A 15,840-nucleotide genomic window follows, 5' to 3' on the forward strand; every position below is an offset into this window, starting at 1 on the left:
CAGTGGGGTGGCGCCGGCTTAGCTTACTGCTGTTTCTCCCGCTCTTCATCCATGCCTGCTCCACTTCCCATGTTGACGATTCGATACGCATGGGCTTGGCATCGTCACCCATGAACCTCGATCCCCGCTATGCAACCGATGCCACATCAGAGCGGATCAACAGACTCCTCTATCAGCGCCTGGTGGCGTTCGATGAGCAGAGCATGCCCGTACCGGATATTGCTGATTGGCGTCGATTATCTCCACGTCACTATCGATTTCGTCTGAATCCCGAAGCCGGTCGATTTTCCCATCAGCGCAAATTGGATGCTGATGATGTCATCGCCACATATCGATATGTACTGGATGCGAAAAATGCATCGCCTAAACGTTCAGGGCTTGCGCTGATCGAGAGCCTGACCAAGGTGGATGAACTGACTATCGATTTCAAGCTCTCCCGTGCAGACCCATTGTTTCCCGCCTACCTGACGCTGGACATCCTGCCTGCGGATTTAATCGCCGATGATCACGATTTCGCACATCAACCGGTCGGCAGCGGTCCTTTCTCTTTCCATTCATGGCCAGTGAGCGGGAAACTGTTGTTGGTGAGAAGAAGTGACAAGCGGTTGTTCGAATTCGTGGAGGTAAAAAATCCGACGGTGAGGGTACTGAAGCTACTCCGAGGGGAGATAGATATGTTACAGAATGATATCTCACCCGAGCTGATCGGATACCTGGAGTCGCAATCCGCAATCGAAATAGCGCAACGTCATGGCAGTAACTTTACCTATATCGGGTTCAATCTGCGGGATCCCCATACCGGGGACCCGAGGGTGCGTCTGGCAATCGCCCATGCCCTTGACCGGCAGGCAATCATCGAGCATGTCATGCACGGCGCCGCGCGGCAGGCAGAGGCACTCTTACCCCCAGAGCATTGGGCGGGTGCACCATCTCTGATGGCTTATGAGTATGATCCTGAGAAGGCTGCCAGGCTCTTGAATGATGTGGGTTACACTACCGCTGATCCGTTGCGCTTGGTCTATAAAACCTCCAGTGATCCCTATCGGATTCGGCTGGCAACAGTGATCCAGAGTCAACTCAAAGCGGTCGGCATCGAAGTTGAACTGCGCAGCTACGACTGGGGCACATTTTTCGGTGACATCAAAGGCGGGAACTTTCAGCTCTACAGTTTGAGTTGGGTCGGAATCCGCACACCGGATATATTCAGGTATGTCTTTGGCAGCGATTCTCTGCCCCCCACGGGCGCCAATCGCGGACGATATGTCAGCCATGCCGTCGACCGGTTGCTGCGGCAGGTTGAATCGGCTGATACCCTGGAGAGACAGGCGGATCTCTACCATCGGATACAAAAACAACTTCACCAGGATCTGCCTTATCTGCCACTCTGGTACGAGGCGCAGGTGTCAGCCTCGAATCCAAGGGTCAGCGGCTATCGGTTAATGACAGATGGCAACTATGACGGACTTGAACAGGTAAGGCTTCGGCAGCCCGAGGAAACAAGCGATGCCCAGATTGCAGTTGCGCATTGAACTGTCTCAACAACGCCTGATCTGCAGTGAACTCGGCCGGATTATCAGATCCTATCCTGTCTCGACAGCGGTAAACGGCCCAGGTGAGTTGTGTGGCAGTGGTTGTACGCCACGGGGAAGACACCGGATACGCCTGAAGATCGGAGACGGTTGTGAGGAAAACACAGTCTTTGTTGCACGACGCCCGACCGGTGAACATTTCAGCCGGCAACTGGCCGCCTCAGAACCGGAGCGCGATTGGATCCTGACCCGTATCTTATGGCTGACCGGCATCGAAAAGGGAAAAAACAGAGGTGGGGATGTGGATAGCCTACGCAGATTCATCTATATCCACGGTACCCCGGAAGACCAACCAATGGGAGTGGTCGCCTCCCATGGCTGTATCAGGATGCGCAACCGGGACCTGATCGACCTGTTCGACCGGGTCGAGAATGGCACCCTAGTGGAGATCGTTGAATAGTGGGGGCATTCCTAATCTCCCGCCTGTTGAGCGCACTCATCGTCATCATTGGCGTCGTCTGTCTGGTTTTCATGCTCATCCACCTTGTGCCGGGGGATCCTGTGGATGTCATGCTGGGCGAATCTGCGATACCGGCGGATCGTGAGGCGTTGCGAAGCAGCCTGGGACTCGATCGACCGATAACGGTCCAGTTGACTGACTTTCTCAAAGGTGTCGCAGTGTTGGATTTGGGAGACTCTCTGCATACCAGGCAGCCCGTGTCCGAACTGCTTGCCAGCCATATACCCGCAACCCTGGAACTGGCCTTGGCGGCGCTTATCGTCACCCTGCTGACCGCAATACCCCTGGGTATTTTGGCCGCTGTGAATCGAGGAGGTATGGGTGATTGGGGCGCTATGGGTTTCTCCATGTTGGGTCTCTCGATTCCCAATTTCTGGCTTGGTCCGTTGCTCATACTCTGCTTCAGTCTGTGGCTGGGTTGGACACCGGTAAGCGGCCGAGAGGACTTTAGCAGCCTGATCCTGCCCGCAGTGACGCTGGGTACGGGATTCGCCGCCATCCTGGCGCGCATGGTGCGCAGCAGCCTGTTGGAGGTGCTGGGAGAGGATTATGTTCGGACCGCACGGGCCAAGGGCCTGGATGAGACCAGGGTTATCTGGCGCCATGCCATGAGAAACGCATGGTTGCCGGTGATTACCCTGCTTGGCTTGCAACTCGGGGCCTTATTGGGTGGGGCCGTGGTCACCGAAGTTGTATTCGACTGGCCGGGTATCGGTTCCCTGATGATCGAATCTATTCAGAAGAGGGATTATCCGGTTGTACAGGGTTGTGTCCTGTTCATCAGTCTCGCCTATGTACTTGTCAACACACTGACCGATATCCTGTATGGCCTGATAGATCCGCGCATACGCAGTGGAGGCACGGCATGATGCGGCGCTGGCTCCCCTATCTGTTGATCGCGCTCTGGGGCATTGCCGCGCTGATCGGTCCCTGGTTCAATGAACCGGCAAACCTGATCGATCTTGAAAAGATCCTCCAGCCTCCCTCTCTATCAGGCCTGCTCGGTTACGATGACCTCGGACGGCCTATTCTTATGCGACTTGTGGCGGGCGCACAGACCTCATTTCTTGTGGCGGTTGGTGTGGTGGGGCTCTCTGCCATTATCGGTACCGCGATCGGTCTGTTGGCGGGTTATCAGGGGGGGTGGCTCGATCTGCTACTGATGAGGGTGATCGACATATTTCTTGCCTTCCCGGGCATCCTGCTGGCGATTGCCCTGGCCGGTGTGATGGGACCGGGGATCGACAACTTGATCATAGCGCTCTCGGCGGTGGGCTGGGTGGGGTATGCACGCCTCACCCGCGGCCAGGTGTTGTCATTGAAAACTCGGGATCATGTCACGGCAGCCGTCGCACTGGGTAGCTCCCAATGGACGATTCTGACAAGACATCTGCTACCGTTGCTACTTGCCCCTTTGATTGTAGAAGCCACATTCGGCATGGCCGGGATGGTTATCGCTGAAGCGGGGCTCTCCTTTCTGGGCCTGGGGATTCAGCCGCCTTATGCCTCCTGGGGAAGTATGATCCGTGATGGTGCCGGTTACATGCTGATGGCGCCGCATATGGTGCTTGCGCCCGGAGTGACGATTATGTTGCTGGTGTTGTCACTCAATCTGCTGGGCGATCGTCTGCGAGACTATCTGGATAACCGTCTTGACTAGGGCCCAGGGATTCTCTATTACTGAACTAAAAAGGTGGTGAAGAACAGGGCCTTCAGTTCATTCTTTCCACTCAGCTCCTGCATCAGCTTGCCGAGAGTCGATAGCGCCTTTTTACGTAACGCCTCCTTACCACTCGGAGATTTGATACTCTTCCCATCCTGTTCCGACAGCAGCAGCAGTAAACTATGGCGAATAGCCGGGCCGTGAAGGTTGAGCTCATCGAGAAAAAGCTCATCATTGGTCATCAGCTGTACATCACAGCGGATATACTTTCCTCCACTCGCCAGATTGGCGACCAGGGAGGGTTTGACCTGATAGTAGCTTATGACCGGTGCCGCCTCTTCGGTCTCCTTTTCTTTCTCATCCTCGTCTTCCGCCAGCAGCGGCGGGGCAACGAATAACATCAATGCAAGTAGTATTCTGAATGAAAGCATCTTTTTACCTACACACAATAGACTGGTTTCCTCTCCACCTATGTTTGCGGCATACTGACCGAATTATTGAGCGATATGGGTCCCGATATAGGAGAATTAGGTCCGCATTGTCGCTTGCCGTCTCTTTCAATAATCAGACGCCGGAGATGCTGATCTATCACCTTTTTCAGAGTAATAATTCATTTGCATTGAGTGGGTTGCCGCATGTCCCGCTCGCTGAGGTGTGCGTATGAGTCTGGGCCCCGTGATGCTTGATCTGGAAGGCACAGCCATCTCTGCGGATGAGAAGCGACTGTTGAACCATCCTGCGGTGGGAGGCGTGATTCTCTTTACCCGAAATTTCGACTCTATGGAGCAGTTGCAAACACTCTGCGGTCAGGTCCATAGCGTGAGAAATCCTCATCTCCTCATCGCGGTCGATCACGAAGGCGGACGCGTACAAAGATTCAGAGAAGGCTTTACCCCACTGCCTCCGGCCGCATGGTATGGCGATCAGTATCGGAAAAGTGCCGAGCAGGGGCAGGAGTTGGCGCGACTCGGTGGCTGGTTGATGGCCTCCGAGCTGCGAGCCTGTGGTGTGGATTTCAGTTTCGCCCCGGTGCTCGATATTGGTTTCGGTATCAGTGAGGTGATCGGGGATCGAGCGTTTTCTTCACAACCTGCTATCGTTGCCCGCCTGGCTCAGGCGTGGATGCAGGGGGCACACCAGGCGGGAATGGCGGTTGTGGGCAAACATTTTCCCGGTCATGGTGGGGTAAAAGCCGATTCCCACCTAGCGTTGCCGGTTGATCAGCGTCGCTTCGAAGATCTGGAAATGGAGGATATACGCCCCTTTGAAACCATGATCCAAGCCGGCATGGAAGCGATCATGCCTGCACATGTGGTTTATAGCCGTATCGATAAGGAACTGGCAGGATTTTCACCATTCTGGCTAAACAAGGTGCTGCGTCAGCAATTGGGATTTCAGGGGGTGATCTTCAGTGATGATCTCAATATGGCGGCGGCCAAAGAGGCGGGCGGTTACGGGGATCGCGCTAAAGCTGCACTGTCTGCCGGCTGCGATATGGTACTGGTATGCAACAATCGGCCGGCCGCCATCGAAGTACTGGACTGCTTAAAGGACTATAATGATCCCGCTGCCCATGTGCGGCTGGTGAGAATGCATGGGCGAAAACAGCAGACCATACAGCAGCTCCATCTTGAACCCCGGTGGAGGAGTGCCGTAAATCGCTTATCAGTGGCGCCGGAAGAGATCAGTCTCGATCTGCGCCTGGAATAGTAGAATAATTGAGTGCTTTGCTGGCGAACTTAGTGTTAACAGACCTGGTAACTACTTGGAATTGAATCCACAATGACAATCACTGCACAGCAGGCGGCCGAGGTTTTGGCTACTGCCGATCAGATATTCACACCCGCTGAAATTGAACAGACGCTGGATCGTTTGGCGATGGAGATAACAGGCAAGCTGTCGGGTGAGGATCCGTTGGTGCTGTGTGTATTGAACGGGGCACTGATACCTACCGGACATCTTTTGACACGCCTGAATTTTCCATTGCGGCATGACTATATTCATGCCACCCGATACAGGGGTGGCACCAGTGGCGCCTCGTTGGAGTGGATTGGCCGGCCCAGTACTTCATTGGAAGGTGAGACGGTATTAGTGGTGGATGATATTCTGGACGAGGGCGTCACCCTCTCGGCCATTGTGGAGGCCTGCCATAAGGCGCGGGCAAAGAGGGTGTATAGCGTTGTTTTGGTGGAAAAGGTGCATGATCGCGGGGTTGGCTTCGTGGCGGATTTCGTCGGAATGACGGTGCAAGACCGATACGTCTTTGGCTTTGGTATGGACTATATGGGATACCACAGAAACCTGCCCGGTATTTACGCAGTAGCCGGGAATTAGTATTTACCCTAATGCGTCATACCTTGACTCAAGGGTAATCCCGGGTGTTAATCATACTAAAAAACTTGTAAAATTAAGCATCTACTGCCATTTTTAAATGAGTGGTACAAACTAGAAGGGTGTGCTGAACCCGGCGAAGATCGGGAAGCGCGTATTAGTTTTTTCGGTGTCACCTGTATTCGTAAAAAGCACAGGGACTACCGGACAATGAGGAGAGTGGAAGTGACTACAATCGAAAACCTGAAGGGCAGTCATACTGATATACAGGAAATCATCAGTGATCTCAGGGCCATGATGACGAAGGAGCAGTTGAGCATACGTCCAAACGCGATGACAACTCACAGAATGATCTGTGATCTTGCCGAAAAGATGAAGGTTCATATGTCTGAGCAGGACAGAGGAGTCTATCCGGACCTGTTGACCCATAATGACCCAAAGCTGAAATCGATAGCTTGGGGTTTCCTGAATGGTCAAAAGCCGATGAGAAAACAGTTCGAGCAGTATCATCACCGCTGGCTGAAAAACTGTGACTTTAATTTTACCGATGAATTCATTGCCGATACGTTCGAGATCTTTGACATGATCGAAGATCGTATCCAGCGCGAAGAGACAATACTGATCCCAACACTGGAAAAATCAGGGGTCTTTGCCCGGGCAGTATAATTCATCAGGATATAAGGAGGAGATTGTTGAAGGGGTGACTCGTGTCGCCCCTTTTTTTATTTCAACCATTGTGGCGGTACGGCTACGATCGTTACTGACCTCTCTTCTCATAGCATCCATTGTAAAGAAGCACTAGGGCCAGTGGGCTATCCACTTGTTGCCGATCCTAATCATGCGGTTTGCAAGGCCTATGATGTTGAAACCCCGGATGGAAAGGTCGCATATCGCGGTTCATTATCTTATCGATAAAGAGGGGATCGTACGCCATCAGGTAGTTAATGATCTGCCTCTTGGACGCAATATCGATGAGATGCTATGGATGATCGATGCATTACAATTCAATGAAACCCACGGTGAGATCTGTCCGGCCGGTTGGAAAGAGGGTGACGCAGGCATGAAGGGAACCCTCGAAGGTGTTGCGGACTATCTGGCAGGGCATGCGGAAGGCCTGTAATCCAAAAAAACGGCAAGGGCCGGTTCAGTAAAATCGGCCCGAGTCTGAGCTGCAAGGTATGGTTTTTTTTACCTTCTCACTCGATGTACAATGCTGATTCTATCAAGCAGCAAAACAGCACCTGATAATGACAAAACTGGCCATCATCGGCGGAACCGGGCTGGATGAGATTCCGGACCTCGAGATTACCCATCGTGAAGTCTGCCACACTCCGTTCGGTGAGCCCTCCGCAGCATTGACCCATGGCAGCATTTCCGGACACGAGGTTGTGTTTCTGCCTCGTCACGGTGCCTCCCACATGATTCCTCCACATCTCGTCAATTACAGGGCGAACCTGTGGGCGTTAAGGCATGTGGGTATTCAGACCATTCTCGGTGTCGCGGCTGTAGGGGGAATTGGTTCCGAGATGGCCCCCGGACGCATTGTTATACCTGATCAGATCATCGATTATACATTTGGTCGTGAACACACGATTTTTGACAACGATTTAAGTCATGTGACCCATATCGACTTTACAATGCCTTACTGTAAAAAGTTACGTCAGGATTTGATTGAGGCGGGCCGTCTCAGTGGCGTGAATCCGGTCGCCGGCGGAACCTACGGTGCGACTCAGGGACCAAGGCTGGAGACAGCTGCAGAAATCACCCGTATGGAAAGGGATGGATGCGATTTGGTAGGCATGACGGGTATGCCGGAAGCGGCATTGGCAAGAGAATTCAATCTCTGTTATGCCTCATGCGCCGTTATTTCCAACTGGGCGGCAGGAAAATCGGAAGGGTCGATCAGTATGGGCGATATCGAAAAGAATCTGATCAAGGGCATGGATCATGTAAAATCCCTGCTTGTGGAGTTACTTAGAATCCGTGCCAAGTGATCGCTTTACCATGGCGTTGCTCGATAGAAATCAATTAGATAAAAAATTATTAAAAACAATACTTAATGGATTATTGCTAATTCTGATTCTGATATTTGCCCGGCAGCTTCGTGGAGATCCTTTCGAACTGGGCATGGCGTCATTGAAAGCCGGCGATTACGCTGAGGCGTTCTGTCTTTGGCGTCCGTTGGCAATGCAGGGAGATAGCGAAGCGGCTTACCATTTAGGATGGTTGTATGCCAATGGTAATGGGCTGCGTGTTGATATTCGCAAGGCTGTCTACTGGTGGAAACAATCCGCTGTCCGTGGTCATCGTGATGCGATGTTCGCTTTGGCACTGGCTTTTACCGATGGCGAGGGTATTGGCAAGGATCAGGAGAAAGCAATCGATTGGTACCTGAAATCCGCGACAAAGGGACATGAAGATGCGCGGGAGATCGTCAAGATGAAACTGCGCAATGGTGAGCGGGTGATTCTCGATCGACTCAGTGAGTTGTTGACAGAGCCTTGGCTTGGAGATCGAGTCACTGTTGCCAGAGATCGGGTGAATATACGCTCGGGTCCCGTTCTCGACAGGGCTGTTGTCAAGCAGGTTATAATGGGACAATCACTTATCGTGATCGATCGTCATGGCGACTGGTATAGGATCGTTGATCCTGAAGACTTGAGCCTGGGTTGGATTGCGGTTTGGTTAACGGAGCCAAATCAATAATTTACTATTTCTTTTTTGAGACACCGTCTTGGATTAGGTTACAATATCACGAAGATTATTCGCGCGCCTGAGGGGAATTAACATGGCTGACGAGACAAGCAGTGCTGAGGAAAAAACTCAGAAGGATTCGGCAACAGAGACAGTGACAGTCAAAAAGAAGGTTGCCAGGAAGAAGAGTGCCAAAAAGAAGGTCGCCAAGAAAAAAGCGACCACAAAGAAAAAAGTGGCAGCGAAAAAGAAGGCTGCGGCCGGCGATGCGGCACCAAAACCAGCGACGCCAACAGCCGTTGCTGCAGCCAGCACCATGGGTTCAGAATCCAGTGCGGCAGCTGGCAGCAAGCCAGCCCCGACAAATGTCACGATTCAAACAGAGCTGAAAAAAGATACCACATCGGAGGATTCATCGATGACAACAGATTCAAAGAGCGCAAGTGGCTTTTGGGTAAAAGTCACCTTCTGGCTCGTCATCATCATACTGGGCTTTATGTATATCAGATCGTTGGCCAACAATCCGCAATCGGATGCCAATACCACTGCGATGGAGCAAGAGGCGGTCGAGACATCGGCCACAGCCGACTCTTCCGCAACAGATCAAGCTGCAGGGGAGAAGAGCGCTTCCATGGCTTCATCCACTGAAGATGAAGGCAAGGCATCGACTGAGGCGGCACAACAGGGTGGAATCGAATCTGGCGACAGCGTCTCCGCTACCGAGCAGGAGCCCCGGGTCGAATCAGCTCCCGCTGAAACAGCGCAACAGACAGCTGCCGCTGATCAGGCAACAGCCGATGCAGGCACTGTTCAACAGTCCGTTGCCGCTGGAGCCGAAGCGACAGCATCCGATTCCCAGAAGACACCCTCGACAGCGGACCAGGTGCAATCCATTCGCGATCTGCATGCCGAGTCTGTAAGCAAAATACTCAAGGAGTTCGATGATCTTCGAGATGCTACCATGGCGGAGATGGAGGCAATGCGGAACCGGATCCAGGCTGAGCGCGAGTTGCAGGAAGCGATGGTTCCGCCGCCGCGACCGGCATGGACCGGGCGGGGATATTCGCCTTATGGCAGCTATCCGCCGTCACGGCAGGGCAATTCACCCTACTATCGGCAGTAGACAAAAAACGGGCGCCAAGCGCCCGTTTTTTTTAACTGCCGTAACCCACTACCAAGGTCCGCTGGAAAGAGCACCGGGCATCGGTACCGGACCGGAGCAAGATCAATTGAGATGAGCCAGTGCCTGATCGTAGTCAGGTTCCTGTACGATTTCAGGTACCAACTGGGTGTAGAGCACCTTATTATTCTCATCCAGGACCACCACAGCACGGGCACAGATACCGGCCAGAGGTCCATCTGTTATCAGAACACCATAATCCTTTGCAAAATTGCGATTCCGCATCATCGACAGTGATACCACATTGTCGATTCCCTCGGCACTGCAGAAACGTCCCTGTGCAAACGGGAGATCGGCCGAGATTACCAATGCCACCGAATTGCTCTTATCGCCCATTGCCTGGTTGAATTTTACGGTCGATGTTGCACAGACGCCCGTATCGAGACTGGGAACGATATTCAGCAGTTTTCTTTTGCCGGCATAGTTGCCGAGAGAGACATCCGAAAGATCGGCGGCTGCCAAGGAAAAATCGGGTGCTTCGGAGCCCACCGCCGGGAGCTCGCCATTAGTGTTGATCTGATTGCCTTCTAAGGTGATTGTTGCCATGTTTCTATCCTGTTTTATCGGGAGGAAATTACGAATGTTTAAGCATAGGAATTGTATTGATATCAGCGGAAGGGAAAAACCCCCAATTGATAAAGTTACTTGCCCGGCTTTTGTCCCAGTGGCAGTCCCCGGATCAATCCCGCGCCGGACCGCTTAATGGGATGCGATCTCTTGGTAAACTGTGGGTGAGATCTCTTTCGTGATTGAGAGAACGTTTTGTTGCAAGGGGTCAGACAGTTCTCTGATATCCTCGATATTGATGATCTCTTCAAAAGATGGAATACCTGATATCTCCGTATTCTGAATGATGATGTCATCAGATGGCAGGAGGGTTCTCAGGGGACAGGAGATGATAATTACCGGCAGCTCTCCCAACCCGTCATGATGAGAGGTATCGATAGTGAAACGCAGGCCTTGGAGTATACTCACGAGCCCCGGGCGTTTCTCCAACACCAGGTTCAGGGTCAGGCACTGCAACAGGGCATGGGACAGCTCGTCCTCCTGCTGGTTGCGATTCCCCTGTAGCAACTCAAGTAACCTTTTAGGATTCAGATCGGGATAAGAGAGGACCCATTTCAAGGGAGAGGTCACGGTAAGTGAGGCTGATTTATTCTCCGCGGTCGCTGTATAGGGATACTCGACCGCAGTCAGGGCAGGTGTGGCCGCAAAGATATCCAGGGGCGGGGATAGCTCGGTCTGGAGGGAAAACGGTATTTGGCCGGCGATCGCCTGATAGCGGCTTTTCAGGTCGCGAAAAGCCATTTCAGCACCCTTAACAGGCGCTTTGGAACCTCCCCGGATGTATTCACCGAGGATCGGCGTCGGCGAAAAGAGCGGTCCCAGGGTTGACAAGTAACCATTCAGATCGGTTTCAATCTTTTCCGATATTGATCTTGTCAACTTGCGCAATTCAAGGATTTTTGGGATATCGAAGGTTTCGTTCATCTGCTAGCCCGCTTTATTGTATGAGTCCAGGTCATCCGTCTGATTGGGATTATCGTCCCCGCGTCCAAGGAACGCTAATCCAAACAAGGAGCAGGCGTCAATATGATTTTTTTTAATTGATCACCATTTGCTACACTCTATCAGGGAAAGCATAGACGAGACATAAGAATATGCATGCCTGGAGTGCGGCTGCTTATCCCAGATAAAGCGGTAATGAAGGAGTGGGGGTTTGGACAAGCAAAAGCCTATGCCTGACACGATCGGAAGATTCAACCTGATTGAGGAGATCGGTGAGGGGGCGATGTCGATTGTCTACAAGGCATTCGACCCGGAGATCAATCGCACGCTGGCGATCAAACTCCTGCGCGGGGAGGTTGCGGCAGACCCGGAATACCGTTATCGCTTCCTGCAGGAAGCTAAGGCGGCAGGAAAGCTCACCCACCCCAATATCGTCACCATTTTCGACGTCGGTGAGGTCGAACAGGGGCCCTACATCGCGATGGAGTTCCTTGAGGGCCGGACCCTCGAACAGATGATGGACTCCAACACCCCGATTGCCGTCAGAGAGGCGGTGGTGTATGGCATTCAATTGGCGGAGGCCCTGGATTACTCCCATAATCGCGGCATCGTGCATCGGGATGTGAAACCGGGAAACATCATCTCCCCGGACGATGGTCATACGATTCGCATTACCGATTTCGGCATTGCTCATGTGGACTCCCCCAACAAGGAGCACCGCACCCGGATGGGGGCGGTTTTGGGCACTCCGCAATACATGTCACCCGAACAGGTCGAAGGATTTCCAGTCGATGGACGTTCCGATCTTTTTTCGCTCGGCGTCATTCTCTATCAGCTCATAACAGGGGAGAAACCTTTTGTCTCCGAGACCCTGACCTCCCTGCTGATGAAGATCGTGCAGGAGGATCCTCCGCCGATCGAGGACAAGACCGGGGAAATTCCGCAAAGCCTTATAAAAATCGTCGAAAAACTGCTTAACAAGAAACCTGAACTGCGTTTTCAAACAGGTAAGGAACTCGCCACGGAACTGCGCAGTGTGGTACATGAGATAGATGAAAAGCAGCAACATATCAATGAAACAAAGATCCTGCCGTTGCGAATCAAGTGGACCGCAGTGATGGCGGCAGTGGTTTCGATCGCAATGATCCTGGGCTCCTATCTTGTGTATCAGAAACAAGTGGATGCGATGATCGAGCTGGCCCTCGACTCTGGTGGGTCTTTGGCGGAGTTCATCGCAGTGGAGAGCGCCGAGGCTGTGCTGATCCAGGATTGGGTCGCCCTGGAAACATTCGTGCATGAAATCAAACAGCGACAACAGATCAGCTACCTGAGAATTCTCGATCATAAAAAGATTCTGCGTGCCAGTACTTCTGTTGAAGAGGTAGGTAGGAAACTGCAAGCTGCCGAATCCCTGGAAATGTTGCGTGAAGACGACGGTATCACGATTTCCGAGAGGGAGCTGAATGATGAGATGGTATTTGATTTTCAGGCGCCGCTGGTTTTTCAAAACAAGCAAATCGGAAAAGTACAGCTTGGCTTGTCTCAGACACCATTGCTGGCTGCCGCAGATCTTACGTTCTACACCATGCTGGCGCTTCTGGTAGCGGTCGTACTGACCGTTGTCATCGTTGCCTATCTGCTGGCTACGGGTATTACCGTTCCGATAAGGATTCTAAGACGTGCCATCGCTCATGTGCATCATGGAAATTTGGGATATCGGATCAATAAAGAGCGAAACGATGAATTGGGTTTGCTCTTTTCCGAATACAACAGAATGGCGGACACTCTGCTGAAACAACGCGAAGAGTATCAGTCTCAGCAGCAACAGAGTGTCACGCAGATTATTGAAGAAGGCGATGACACCACGAATATTGTTCATGAGCCTGTGGTAGAAGAGTCGCCCGTACAGGAGGAGCAGGCGTTGGCCACATCGGATCAGGAATTCGATGATGCCACCAGAATTATGCCGCCCAAGCATAAAAAGTAACTTACTTAGGCGTCTCTCATTTCGGCTCGTTATGCCTGACAGTCAGTGTGGGAACTTGGAAGTGGTCACTACAGGAGGTATCGAACTGCAAACACCGAGGTACTTTTCAATGCGATTTTCGCTGATGAGATTTACACCACTGATTGTCTGTGCATTGATGATCGCCGGTTGTTCCTCTTCCATACTTCGCTCCGCATCCAGCCAGATTATCGCCAAGGACAGGGATTTCATCGTACTGCATGTCGGAAATGAAGATGCGCGCAGTTTGGCAAGGCGTTATCTCGGAGATAAAAAACACTACTGGGTGATCGAGGATGCCAATCAAGCCACTCCGATAAAGGCGGGCCGGGAAATTGTGATTCCATTGCGGACGACGAATCCAACCGGAATTGAATTTAGCGGATACCAGACAGTACCCATCCTCTGTTATCACCGTTTCGGTCAGCGTAGCGACCGAATGGAGGTGACGCCGGAGCAGTTCAGGGAGCAGATGGAATATCTGAAGAACAAAGACTACCGGGTGATACCGTTGAAGGATCTGCTGGGATTTCTCAAGGGTGAGCGGCAATTGCCAAAACGCGCTGTCGTACTGACCATCGATGATGGACACCGTTCAATCTATAAAGAGGCATTCCCGATCCTCAAGGAGTACGGTTATCCTGCGACCGTATTCGTCTACAGCGACTACATGAACAATGGTGGTCTGAAGACATCGGAACTTACCGCGATGAAGAAGAGCGGTTTGATCAGCATCCAGCCCCATTCAAAGACCCATAGCAATCTGACTGTACAGCAGGCCGGAGAGAGCCGTAGCAAGTATCAACGCCGGGTACGCCAAGAGATCTCTATCCCCAATGATAGATTGACTCAATACCTGGGGGAAAGGCCGCGTTTTTACGCCTACCCGTTCGGCGACAGCAACGACCTGGTGATCGAAGAACTGCAAGCGAACGGCATACAGTTGGGATTGACCGTTCAGCGTCAATCCAACGCGGCCTTTACCTATCCCTATCTGCTTCACCGCACCATGATATTCGGCGACAGGGATATGCAGGCCTTTAAGAAGAGCCTGGTGACCTTCAAGGCCTTTCGTCAATGATGCAATCATCAACACTGTTATCCAGCCTGTTACTTTCGGTTTGCCTCTTGTTGCACGGCGGCTGCTCATCTTATCCCTCGAGCAAGGGTGCGAAATCGGGTAACTACGGTAACCCCACCATCTGGCTGAATACCGCTGAAGCGCATGAAAATAGAGGCGATCTGCAAAGTGCGCTGTTCGATCTCAAGGTGGCGAGAACCGTGTCGGCGCGGGATACGAAGATCAACGCCGCGATTAAACGGGTTGAAGCGAAGATCGCCGCGCAAAGCAAAAAAAAGATGAATCAGGGCAAGCGAGCGGTTCGCCAGGGCAAGCTGAACAAGGCCAGGCGGTATTATCTCGAGGTACTTGGTCTGAACCCGAAACACAAAGAAGCGCTTGCAACCATGCGCAAACTTGATGAAAGAGCATCCAAGGCGTCGATGAAAAAGAAGGTTGCTGTTTCAAACCGCAACTACAACAACAGAACGAGAAGATCGAAACTCGCCAAAGGGTTCGAGGAGGAGGCATATATCTATTCACGCCAAGAGATATTGCAGGCACAAGATAAACAAACAAACCCTGCAGAATATCTCAAAGAGATCGAGACGCACTTGAAAAAATTCCCCAAGGATAAAGAGGTGCGTGATCTGCTCTCGAAAACTCTCCTAATCCACGCAAACACCGCATTCGAAGAAGAAAAATATAGTGATGCTCTGAGCTATCTCGAACAGGCTGAGCGCGCCTTCAATGGTGATGACAAAAGGCTTAAGAAAATTCAGCAGCAGCGTAAGGCGTATGGTAGGGCGTTATACGCCAAAGGTGTGAGGAGTTCTCGCGCAGATCCCGGACATGCGATTAAGTATTGGGAGTATGCGCTTAAGTTCGATCCTGATGACAAGAAGAGCAGCTTGAGATTGCGTAATAGTAAGTCTATGTAATAGTGAAATACGGGATCTACAGTAAATCAATATGTGAAATGCAATCCAAATACTCAGCCAGGTATATCCCTGACAGTCCAGCTGATTTTAAGCAGTTTCATTGCCCCAAGTGGCAGCAGAACGAGCACAAGGAGCAGCAGCAGTTCATACCAATGCAGTACGACCAGGTTGGCGGAACCTGTGTGGCTGTGCCATAGGTGGAAGGCGTAGGCCATTAATGGTGAATAGAGCAGGCCGATGGTGAAGCTGGTCATGAATAGTCTGAAGATATGAATAATCATATTATCCGATGAAGGAACTGAATTCCTGGTTAGTTTTTTTGAAGTCGCAGTTACTGTTTGAAGGGATCTTGCCTGTAACAATCTTGGGTTCCTCTGATTGAATCCATTAACGATCAAATTTGTTAGT

General features: G+C 51.8%; 18 protein-coding genes. 14 read left to right on the forward strand and 4 right to left on the reverse strand.

Translation table 11 applies throughout. The features are described 5' to 3' along the window. Positions 1 to 2 precede the first annotated feature (2 nt). From CODIS_RS12805 to CODIS_RS12820, 4 genes are read left to right on the forward strand one after another with little or no spacing between them, the layout of a single operon-like run. Complete coding sequence (locus CODIS_RS12805) at positions 3 to 1,529, forward strand: ABC transporter substrate-binding protein (RefSeq protein WP_235615213.1); 1,527 nt, start codon at positions 3 to 5, stop codon at positions 1,527 to 1,529. After that, positions 1,504 to 1,989, forward strand: a complete 486-nt coding sequence (locus tag CODIS_RS12810) for a L,D-transpeptidase (RefSeq protein WP_069125707.1) — start codon at positions 1,504 to 1,506, stop codon at positions 1,987 to 1,989. Before CODIS_RS12805 ends, CODIS_RS12810 begins: the two co-directional genes overlap by 26 nt. After that, entirely contained in the window at positions 1,989 to 2,918 is a 930-nt protein-coding gene (gene nikB / locus CODIS_RS12815) for a nickel ABC transporter permease (RefSeq protein ID WP_069125710.1), read from the forward strand. Before CODIS_RS12810 ends, nikB begins: the two co-directional genes overlap by 1 nt. Beyond that, the gene (locus CODIS_RS12820) at positions 2,915 to 3,709 is read left to right on the forward strand and encodes an ABC transporter permease (RefSeq protein WP_069125713.1); all 795 of its coding nucleotides are present in this window, start codon (positions 2,915 to 2,917) and stop codon (positions 3,707 to 3,709) included. Before nikB ends, CODIS_RS12820 begins: the two co-directional genes overlap by 4 nt. A 17-nt stretch (positions 3,710 to 3,726) precedes the next feature. Here the strand turns inward: CODIS_RS12820 and CODIS_RS12825 are convergent, their stop codons facing one another. Next, positions 3,727 to 4,143 (reverse strand): flagellar basal body-associated FliL family protein, encoded by a 417-nt coding sequence (locus CODIS_RS12825; protein WP_069125716.1) that lies wholly within the window; start codon positions 4,141 to 4,143, stop codon positions 3,727 to 3,729. 229 nt (positions 4,144 to 4,372) lie between these two features. On the opposite strand from CODIS_RS12825, the gene nagZ reads away from it, so the two are divergent. From nagZ to CODIS_RS12860, 7 genes are all read left to right on the forward strand, one after another. Then, positions 4,373 to 5,422: a beta-N-acetylhexosaminidase gene (gene nagZ / locus CODIS_RS12830; RefSeq protein WP_069125719.1), complete on the forward strand. Its 1,050-nt coding sequence runs from the start codon at positions 4,373 to 4,375 to the stop codon at positions 5,420 to 5,422. Between the two features lie 72 nt (positions 5,423 to 5,494). Beyond that, positions 5,495 to 6,046: a hypoxanthine-guanine phosphoribosyltransferase gene (locus CODIS_RS12835; protein WP_069125722.1), complete on the forward strand. Its 552-nt coding sequence runs from the start codon at positions 5,495 to 5,497 to the stop codon at positions 6,044 to 6,046. Between the two features lie 222 nt (positions 6,047 to 6,268). After that, positions 6,269 to 6,709, forward strand: coding sequence for a hemerythrin domain-containing protein (locus tag CODIS_RS12840; protein WP_069125724.1), 441 nt, complete (start codon positions 6,269 to 6,271; stop codon positions 6,707 to 6,709). Between the two features lie 208 nt (positions 6,710 to 6,917). Beyond that, positions 6,918 to 7,163, forward strand: coding sequence for a hypothetical protein (locus CODIS_RS12845; protein WP_305782114.1), 246 nt, complete (start codon positions 6,918 to 6,920; stop codon positions 7,161 to 7,163). Positions 7,164 to 7,290: 127 nt separating this feature from the next. Beyond that, positions 7,291 to 8,037 carry an S-methyl-5'-thioinosine phosphorylase gene (locus CODIS_RS12850; RefSeq protein WP_069125727.1) on the forward strand — a complete coding sequence of 249 codons (747 nt, stop codon included), beginning with the start codon at positions 7,291 to 7,293 and terminating at the stop codon, positions 8,035 to 8,037. A 133-nt stretch (positions 8,038 to 8,170) separates the two neighbouring features. Then, positions 8,171 to 8,749: an SH3 domain-containing protein gene (locus tag CODIS_RS12855; protein ID WP_069125850.1), complete on the forward strand. Its 579-nt coding sequence runs from the start codon at positions 8,171 to 8,173 to the stop codon at positions 8,747 to 8,749. Between the two features lie 82 nt (positions 8,750 to 8,831). Further along, complete coding sequence (locus CODIS_RS12860) at positions 8,832 to 9,860, forward strand: hypothetical protein (RefSeq protein ID WP_069125730.1); 1,029 nt, start codon at positions 8,832 to 8,834, stop codon at positions 9,858 to 9,860. 102 nt (positions 9,861 to 9,962) lie between these two features. On the opposite strand, the gene tpx is transcribed toward CODIS_RS12860, so the two are convergent. Beyond that, positions 9,963 to 10,463, reverse strand: coding sequence for a thiol peroxidase (gene tpx / locus CODIS_RS12865; protein WP_069125732.1), 501 nt, complete (start codon positions 10,461 to 10,463; stop codon positions 9,963 to 9,965). Positions 10,464 to 10,616: 153 nt separating this feature from the next. After that, complete coding sequence (locus CODIS_RS12870) at positions 10,617 to 11,408, reverse strand: hypothetical protein (protein WP_069125735.1); 792 nt, start codon at positions 11,406 to 11,408, stop codon at positions 10,617 to 10,619. Between the two features lie 247 nt (positions 11,409 to 11,655). Here CODIS_RS12870 and CODIS_RS12875 point away from each other — a divergent pair, with 247 nt between their 5' ends. The 3 genes from CODIS_RS12875 to CODIS_RS12885 all read left to right on the forward strand — a co-directional run bounded on the left by CODIS_RS12875 (position 11,656) and on the right by CODIS_RS12885 (position 15,432). Beyond that, positions 11,656 to 13,413: a serine/threonine protein kinase gene (locus tag CODIS_RS12875; RefSeq protein ID WP_069125737.1), complete on the forward strand. Its 1,758-nt coding sequence runs from the start codon at positions 11,656 to 11,658 to the stop codon at positions 13,411 to 13,413. Positions 13,414 to 13,537: 124 nt separating this feature from the next. Next, the gene (locus tag CODIS_RS12880; protein ID WP_162420214.1) at positions 13,538 to 14,512 is read left to right on the forward strand and encodes a polysaccharide deacetylase family protein; all 975 of its coding nucleotides are present in this window, start codon (positions 13,538 to 13,540) and stop codon (positions 14,510 to 14,512) included. A gap of 47 nt (positions 14,513 to 14,559) precedes the next feature. Next, positions 14,560 to 15,432 (forward strand): tetratricopeptide repeat protein, encoded by an 873-nt coding sequence (locus CODIS_RS12885; RefSeq protein WP_154723119.1) that lies wholly within the window; start codon positions 14,560 to 14,562, stop codon positions 15,430 to 15,432. A 53-nt stretch (positions 15,433 to 15,485) separates the two neighbouring features. Here CODIS_RS12885 and CODIS_RS12890 read toward each other — a convergent pair whose 3' ends face one another. After that, on the reverse strand, positions 15,486 to 15,713 hold the full coding sequence (locus CODIS_RS12890) for a hypothetical protein (protein ID WP_069125746.1): 228 nt from the start codon (positions 15,711 to 15,713) through the stop codon (positions 15,486 to 15,488). Between the last annotated feature and the right edge of the window lie 127 nt (positions 15,714 to 15,840).

Origin of the sequence: Candidatus Thiodiazotropha endolucinida (genome assembly GCF_001715975.1) — a bacterium.
GTDB classification, from domain to species: domain Bacteria; phylum Pseudomonadota; class Gammaproteobacteria; order Chromatiales; family Chromatiaceae; genus Thiodiazotropha; species Thiodiazotropha endolucinida.

Coding starts and splice junctions, on each gene's coding strand:
- CODIS_RS12810 (WP_069125707.1), top strand. CDS start 1,504: ATGCCCAGATTGCAGTTGCGCATTGAACTGTCTCAACAACGCCTGATC.
- CODIS_RS12820 (WP_069125713.1), top strand. CDS start 2,915: ATGATGCGGCGCTGGCTCCCCTATCTGTTGATCGCGCTCTGGGGCATT.
- CODIS_RS12825 (WP_069125716.1), bottom strand. CDS start 4,143: ATGCTTTCATTCAGAATACTACTTGCATTGATGTTATTCGTTGCCCCG.
- nagZ (WP_069125719.1), top strand. CDS start 4,373: ATGAGTCTGGGCCCCGTGATGCTTGATCTGGAAGGCACAGCCATCTCT.
- CODIS_RS12835 (WP_069125722.1), top strand. CDS start 5,495: ATGACAATCACTGCACAGCAGGCGGCCGAGGTTTTGGCTACTGCCGAT.
- CODIS_RS12845 (WP_305782114.1), top strand. CDS start 6,918: ATGGAAAGGTCGCATATCGCGGTTCATTATCTTATCGATAAAGAGGGG.
- CODIS_RS12850 (WP_069125727.1), top strand. CDS start 7,291: ATGACAAAACTGGCCATCATCGGCGGAACCGGGCTGGATGAGATTCCG.
- CODIS_RS12855 (WP_069125850.1), top strand. CDS start 8,171: ATGGCGTCATTGAAAGCCGGCGATTACGCTGAGGCGTTCTGTCTTTGG.
- CODIS_RS12860 (WP_069125730.1), top strand. CDS start 8,832: ATGGCTGACGAGACAAGCAGTGCTGAGGAAAAAACTCAGAAGGATTCG.
- tpx (WP_069125732.1), bottom strand. CDS start 10,463: ATGGCAACAATCACCTTAGAAGGCAATCAGATCAACACTAATGGCGAG.
- CODIS_RS12870 (WP_069125735.1), bottom strand. CDS start 11,408: ATGAACGAAACCTTCGATATCCCAAAAATCCTTGAATTGCGCAAGTTG.
- CODIS_RS12875 (WP_069125737.1), top strand. CDS start 11,656: ATGCCTGACACGATCGGAAGATTCAACCTGATTGAGGAGATCGGTGAG.
- CODIS_RS12880 (WP_162420214.1), top strand. CDS start 13,538: ATGAGATTTACACCACTGATTGTCTGTGCATTGATGATCGCCGGTTGT.
- CODIS_RS12890 (WP_069125746.1), bottom strand. CDS start 15,713: ATGATTATTCATATCTTCAGACTATTCATGACCAGCTTCACCATCGGC.